Source organism: Homoserinimonas sp. (assembly GCF_056262345.1).
In genome coordinates, this window is sequence record NZ_JBACFR010000139.1 from 1 (window position 1) to 6,296 (window position 6,296).

Here is a 6,296-nt window from a genome sequence, read left to right on the forward strand (position 1 = left end):
ACTCCTCCCGTTGTTACGCCTCCCACCACGACCCCGGCAGAAGTAACGCCCGTCGCGAGCGGCTCGCTCACCTGGGGCATTAAGGACTCGTTCCGCAGCTACATCACCAGCTCGATCGCCCACGGCACGATCAGCACAAGCGGTGCACGCGCATCCGGCGGCTCCTACGTGTTCGGCCAGGCGGCCGGCGGCAGCTACACCGAGGCGGCCGGAGTCGGCACCTCCAACTACAGCGGTGCCGTTCGGTTCACTGGTCACGCCGGAATCCTCGACGTGACGATTTCCAACCCCGTTGTGCGGGTTGACTCCGCAACCTCCGGAACCCTGTTCGTCACGGCCAATGGCTCGCAGCTCGCAATCGCAAGCCTGAACCTGGCTGCGGCAAACCGGAGCGTCAACAACGGCGCGGTCACCTACTCCGGCGTGCCCGCAGTGCTGACCGCGGCGGGAACGAGCGTTTTCGCCCTCACCGGCAGCCCGTTCTACCCGGTGGGCACGGCGCTTGACCCCGTCACCTTCACGATCGGTGCTCCCGCCACAGCATCCGTCGGTTCCGCGATGGTCGCGAGCTTCCAGCGCCCGGCAACGGCAACGCCTGCTCCCACGGCTCCCGTCACAACAGGTGCCGAGATCGTGGAGGGTGACGTTGCTCCCGGCAGCACGGTGACCATCCGCGCGACGGGCTTCCAGCCCAACGAGACCGGCATCCTGGTCGTGCTTTACTCGACCCCCACGGTGCTCGACCGCAACGCCACGGCGGATGCGAACGGTGTCGTCACGTGGACAGGCGTACTGCCCAGCGACTTCACGGGTGAGCACACGTTGACGTTCCAGGGCTCGGTTGACCGCGGTGTGGTCGTCGACTTTGGGTCGGCAGCGGTTGCAGCTCTCGCCAGCTGTGTCGTCGAGAACGCCACGGTCACGTGGGGCTTCAAGGAGTCCTTCCGCGCGTACATCAGCGGATCGATTGCTCACGGCGAGTGGGTCGTCGGCGAGGGTCTCGAATACGAAACCCCCGATTTTCTCTGGAAGACAGGCTCCGGCACGTTCGACGCCGACGAGAAGACCGGCGAGATCGCGCTGCCGGGCACTCTGACCTTCACGGGTCACGGCGGTGTGCTCAACACGATGCTGTCGAACCTCCGCGTGAAGTTCGACGGGGACACAGCGTTTCTGGTGTTCGACATCTCCGGTGACACCCAGGACGGCGAGACCATCGATGAGCGCAACGTCTCCTTCGTAGAGCTCGACCTCTCCGCTGCCACCGAGACCGACGAGGACGGGGAGATCACGTTTGCTGATGTTCCTGCCAAGCTCACCGCCGACGGCGAGGCGACGTTCGGCACCTACTCGGCCGGTGAGGCATTCGACCCCGTGACCATCACGATCACCCAGAGCGACGGATGCGACGAGGTCGCCGCAACGGAAGAGGCTTCTGACGAAGCGACGGTTGCCCCGATCTCGGCGCAGCCTGACCTCACCTGGGTGGTGTGGTTGCTTGTCGCTCTCGTCGTGATCCTCGCCGCAGTCGTAGCAACCCTCCTGATGCGGGCGCGTCGCAAGCAGAACTGACGCTAGTTCGCCACCCGAAGCCCGCCCGAGCGACCGCCCGGGCGGGCTTCGGCCGTTAACGCCGCGTCGCCTGCGATCATGAAGGGGTGAGAGACACCGCCGAGTGGTACCGAGAGTTCGCCCGCCAGGTGGCGTCGCAGTCCGAGGTATACGAGCAGTGGGCAACTGCCGTGGCCGCCGACGACTCCATGCTCGCGATCATTGACGCGCTGCCCGAGGCGAAACGTCAACCCCCGCTGGTCTTTGCCGTCGCCCGACTCCTGGGCGCGGGAGAGGGCGATAGTGGCGACTTCACCCGGTTTCTGATCGCCCATGCTGCCGAGGTACAGGCCGAGTGCCGCGCGCGACCCATGCAGACCAACGAGCCGCAGCGGTGTGCAGCATTGCTCCCAGCGCTCACCAGAATTGGCGGGCCGCTCGCCCTCATCGAGCTGGGCGCATCCGCCGGGCTGTGCCTCTATGTCGACCGGTTTTCTTATGACTATGCGCCGGACGACGACGCCGAGACCCCTGTACGTCTGGACCCCTCAGACGGGCCGTCGACCGTCACGCTCTCAGCCTCGGCCCCGAGCGACCTCGTGCCCCACGCGCTGCCCCAGGTGGCCTGGCGCGGCGGCATTGATCTTCGTCCCCTGAACGCAGCGGACGAAGGGGATGCCGCGTGGCTCACCTCGATGGTGTGGCCGGGTCAGCGGCAGAGACTGTCCCGGGTGCGAGCGGCCATCGACATCGCCAGAGCAGACCCACCGCATCTGCTGGCGGGAGACGCCATAGACCGCCTAGCGGATGCCCTCGCGGCCGTTCCGCCGGGCACAATGCCCGTGATCGTCACGGCCGGAGTGCTCGTCTACATTCCCTTCGCCGAGCGCATGCGGCTAGTAGACGCCATTCGGCAGTCGGGTGCCCGGTGGGTATCGCTCGAGGGTGCAGGCGTGCTGCCAGAGGTGCGCGAGCGCCTGCCGCAGGGCGACCATTCTGCTCGATATGTTGTCGCGCTCGACGAGCATCCGATCGCCTTCTGCTCGCCTCACGGCGACCAGTTGACCGCGCTCGGCTAGCCCTCGGGCGCGTACACGGCGCGAGCGAGAGCGTCGAGAACGCTGGCGGTGCGCGGGCCGAAGCCGAGCACCTGGCCCGAGTTCATGTCAACGAACCGCTCGTTGATGCCGGCGGGGGTCTGGGCGATCGCGACCTTGGTGTCGAGCAGTCCCTGCACTCCTCCCGCGCTTTCGAGCCCCGATGTCATCACCAGAATGAGGTCGGGTCGTGCCGCGATTACGGCCTCATCGGTCATGGGTTGCATCCCCGTCCAGCCGATCTCGGTAGCGACGTCGATGCCGCCGAGGCCGTTGATGATGTCGTTGGCGCCGGATTCCTTGCCGAAGAGGTAGTAGATGCCAGACCCGCCGCGCAGGTAGAGAAAGAGCATCCGCAGCTTCTCGCCCTCGTGCTGGGGGGCGATGGCAGCGATCTCGGCAACCTTGGCGGTGATGTCGGCCTGCAGGCTTTCGGCGAGCATCGCGCCCGTTTCGGGGGCGCCGAATGCCGCGGCCACCTGGGTTGCGAGCTGGCTCACGCCGGCAAAACCGGGAGTGTCGTTGACGAAGACCACGGGGATGCCGGCGTCGCGCATCTGCAGAACTACGTCAACAGGGCCGACCGAGCCGTCGGTGATGACGAGCGTGGGTCGCAGGGCAATGATCGACTCGTTGTTGATGCTGTGGCCGCTTGAGGTGACCACCGGCAGGTCCTCGACCTCGGCGAAGGTGGACGAGACATCCCGGCCCACGAGGGTGTCAGCGAAGCCGAGCCCGACGATTGTGGCGGCGATAGACCCGGACATGTCGAGCCCCAGAACGCGCTCCGTGCTCGTCACCGTCACGCTCGTGTCGCCGCTCAGGTCGTGAGAGGTCACGGTCGCTGGCAGCGTCTGCTGGGGGTCCTTGGTGATCGGCTTGATCGAGGTCGAGCCGAGCATCGCGGTCGATGCGCCCTTCCACTCGCGCGGGTTCTCCACAAAGTCGAGCTCCGAGAGCGGCACCTGCTGGGCCGATGCGTCGCTCGCCTCGGGGTGCGGCGCGGCACCCACGCTATTGCCGCTGCATCCAGCCAGAAGCGCGATGCTGGCGATGGATGCGACGACAGCGAGGATCGGGCGGGTCGTGAGGCGCGTAGACAAACGGAAATCCTTGGGTGCTGGGCGGCGAGCGGCGACCGCCGCTGTTAGGTAATCCTAACCAAAGTCGCCTGGGGGCGCCATGGTCGGCTCGGCAGCCTTTGCCATGAGCCGAGCCACCGCCGCGAGCATAAGCTTGACGCGATGACTGACTCACGCGAACCCGAGCATGCACCGGGCGAGGCTGCACCCGACGCTGATCTACCCGGCGCTGATCTGCACGGCCCTGATCTACGCAACGGCGACGCGCTCTCGGAGCAGCACAGCAGCATCCTGCAGTTTGAATCACGAGCCTGGGGGCATGCGGGAGTCAAAGACGAGGCGATTCGCGTGGAGCTTGGGCTCACCTCCGCCCGCTACTATCAGTTGCTGAACGCCGCGATCGAATCTCCTGCAGCCGTCAAGCACGACCCGATGCTCGTGCGCAGACTTCGCAGGATTCGGGACGGGCGCGCGCGGGGGATCTCAGCGGGCGCCGAACCCGAGGATCTGTGACCGCGGCGGGAACCTCGGCCTGCGCCCCAGCGTCGCGGCCGAACAAGACCTGAAGGAAGACGATGGCCACCCGCATCAAGGATCGTTTCGACGACATCCCCGACGACCTCACGCGCGTCGGCGCCCACCGTGCCCCTGCTCCTCGCTCTCGTCACTGGATCGGTCTGGCCTGGGCCGCAGCGGCGACTGTCGTGCTCGTCGCCGGCGGTCTCTTCGGGCTCAGCCTGCTCAACCCCGACCTGGGTCTTACGATTCCCGGAGTCGGCAACTCAGCCGAGGCCGGTGCGCCTGGCACTGGCGAGGATCCCGCCGCCGTTGTCGAGCCAGCGCTCGACCCCGAGGTCGCCATCACGGTGCTCAATGGCACCGGAACCGCGGGCCTTGCGACCTCTGTCGGTGACTCGCTCGAGGAGAAGGGCTGGGGCGGCGCCGCCCTCGGCATTGGCAGCCGGGCAAACGCCGCTGCCGACGACGTTGCCACGACGCAGATCTACTACAGTGACCCCGAGCATGAGGCCGCCGTTCTCCAGCTCGTGCACGATCTCGGCGTCGGCCAGCCGCGCCTCTCGAACGACTACCCGGCCTCGCCCATCACGATCCTGATCGGTGCCGACTACGTGGCTCCCGCCGCCTAAAACACCCCTGATCGAGGGCGCGAACATTACGCCTCTGTTTAATCTGTGTCTACGGGGTGACGGATCGTCACATAACTCTCCACTTTTGCTCAGTTCGTCGCTACTATCTGGACTGGTCGCTCATCCGGCTCCCATGTGAGGCATGCTCCACAGCACATCTCTCCGAGAACCAGGTAGACCCGAACTACGTTCGGATCGGCGACTCGGCGCCGTACCGCGTGCGCCGCTGACGATACACAGCAGGGAGTTGCACAATGGCGAACGGATCCGTGAAGTGGTTCAACGCTGAAAAGGGCTACGGATTCATCACCGTCGAAGGCGGAGGACAGGACGTTTTCGTCCACTACTCGGCCATCGACATGAGCGGATACAAAGTTCTCGAAGAGGGCCAGCAGGTGGTCTTCGACGTCGGAACAGGATCGAAGGGTCCCCAGGCAGAATCAGTGCGCCTGGCCTAAACAACCGCCGGGATAACCGGCACCAATCGGGGGGCGCGCCCCTCAGCTGACGCCGCTCCCGCCGGGGGCGGCGTTAGTGTGTGGCCTGTGATTGCGACACTGCGGGTGGGGAGCAGGGCTGCCGCGGCGGGAATTCTCGTTGCGTTGACGGCCATGACAGCGGGATGCGCGGCGGAGGCGACTGTTGTCACCAAGTCGGCTGCGCCCGCCTACGAGAGCACGTACGAGCAGCCAGCTCCGACCCAGATCGCCCCCCTGCGCGGCACAACGGTCGAGGCGGGTTCGCTCGATCACGCGGCCGTCATGGCCAAGATCGACAACCACTGGAGCGCCCGACCGCAGCTGGGGCTTTCGGCCACAGACATTGTGTTCGAGGAGCTGGTCGAGGGTGGCATCACGCGTTACGTGGCCGTCTGGCACTCGACCGTGCCCGAACAGTTCGGTCCGGTGCGTTCGATTCGGCCCATGGACCCCGATATTGCCTCGCCCTTCGGTGGCATCATCTTCTATGCGGGAGGCCAGCCGCAGTTCGTCAGTATGATGCGCAACACCCCCGTCTACAACGCCATCCATGGCCAACCGGATACGGCCGACTACATGTTTCGGGCCAGCGATCGCAAAGCGCCCCATAACGTGATCGCCGAGGCGAGCAAGTTTTTGGCAGCGCACTCCGATATCGCCGCCCCGACGCTGCAGTTCGCCTACGCTGCGGATGCCGCATCGTCGACGGCAGCAAAAGAGGGCAGCCCGACCCAGTCGCTCGACCTCGCCTTCTCCACCCAGTTCCGCCCATCGTGGACGTGGGATGCCGCCAGCAGCCGATTCCTGCGCTGGCAGGATGGCAAGCCCGACACCGATGCGAGCGACGGCCAGCAGCTCGCGGCCACCAACGTCGTGACCTTGCGCGTGCCCGTCACGATGAGCGCCGTGCCGAAAACCGAACTCATCGGCAGCGGGGAG

7 protein-coding genes are annotated in these 6,296 nt (G+C 66.1%); 6 read left to right on the forward strand and 1 reads right to left on the reverse strand.

Going from position 1 to position 6,296, the window contains the following annotated elements:
• Positions 1-1,572: HtaA domain-containing protein (locus AC062T_RS06895; protein WP_476028608.1), on the forward strand; the 1,572-nt coding region annotated here is incomplete at its 5' end.
• Between the two features lie 86 nt (positions 1,573-1,658).
• Complete coding sequence (locus tag AC062T_RS06900) at positions 1,659-2,630, forward strand: DUF2332 domain-containing protein (RefSeq protein WP_476028610.1); 972 nt, start codon at positions 1,659-1,661, stop codon at positions 2,628-2,630.
• Here the strand turns inward: AC062T_RS06900 and AC062T_RS06905 are convergent.
• The gene (locus AC062T_RS06905; protein ID WP_476028612.1) at positions 2,627-3,751 is read right to left on the reverse strand and encodes a heme/hemin ABC transporter substrate-binding protein; all 1,125 of its coding nucleotides are present in this window, start codon (positions 3,749-3,751) and stop codon (positions 2,627-2,629) included. The two genes, AC062T_RS06900 and AC062T_RS06905, sit on opposite strands and share 4 nt — an antisense overlap.
• 141 nt (positions 3,752-3,892) lie before the next feature.
• Here AC062T_RS06905 and AC062T_RS06910 point away from each other — a divergent pair, with 141 nt between their 5' ends.
• The 4 genes from AC062T_RS06910 to AC062T_RS06925 all read left to right on the forward strand — a co-directional run.
• Positions 3,893-4,243: a DUF3263 domain-containing protein gene (locus tag AC062T_RS06910; protein WP_476028614.1), complete on the forward strand. Its 351-nt coding sequence runs from the start codon at positions 3,893-3,895 to the stop codon at positions 4,241-4,243.
• Between the two features lie 62 nt (positions 4,244-4,305).
• Complete coding sequence (locus AC062T_RS06915; RefSeq protein WP_476028616.1) at positions 4,306-4,878, forward strand: LytR C-terminal domain-containing protein; 573 nt, start codon at positions 4,306-4,308, stop codon at positions 4,876-4,878.
• 254 nt (positions 4,879-5,132) lie between these two features.
• Entirely contained in the window at positions 5,133-5,336 is a 204-nt protein-coding gene (locus AC062T_RS06920; protein ID WP_108515032.1) for a cold-shock protein, read from the forward strand.
• A gap of 87 nt (positions 5,337-5,423) precedes the next feature.
• Positions 5,424-6,296: DUF3048 domain-containing protein (locus tag AC062T_RS06925; protein WP_476028618.1), on the forward strand; the 873-nt coding region annotated here is incomplete at its 3' end.

Coding starts and splice junctions, on each gene's coding strand:
- AC062T_RS06910 (WP_476028614.1), top strand. CDS start 3,893: ATGACTGACTCACGCGAACCCGAGCATGCACCGGGCGAGGCTGCACCC.
- AC062T_RS06920 (WP_108515032.1), top strand. CDS start 5,133: ATGGCGAACGGATCCGTGAAGTGGTTCAACGCTGAAAAGGGCTACGGA.
- AC062T_RS06915 (WP_476028616.1), top strand. CDS start 4,306: ATGGCCACCCGCATCAAGGATCGTTTCGACGACATCCCCGACGACCTC.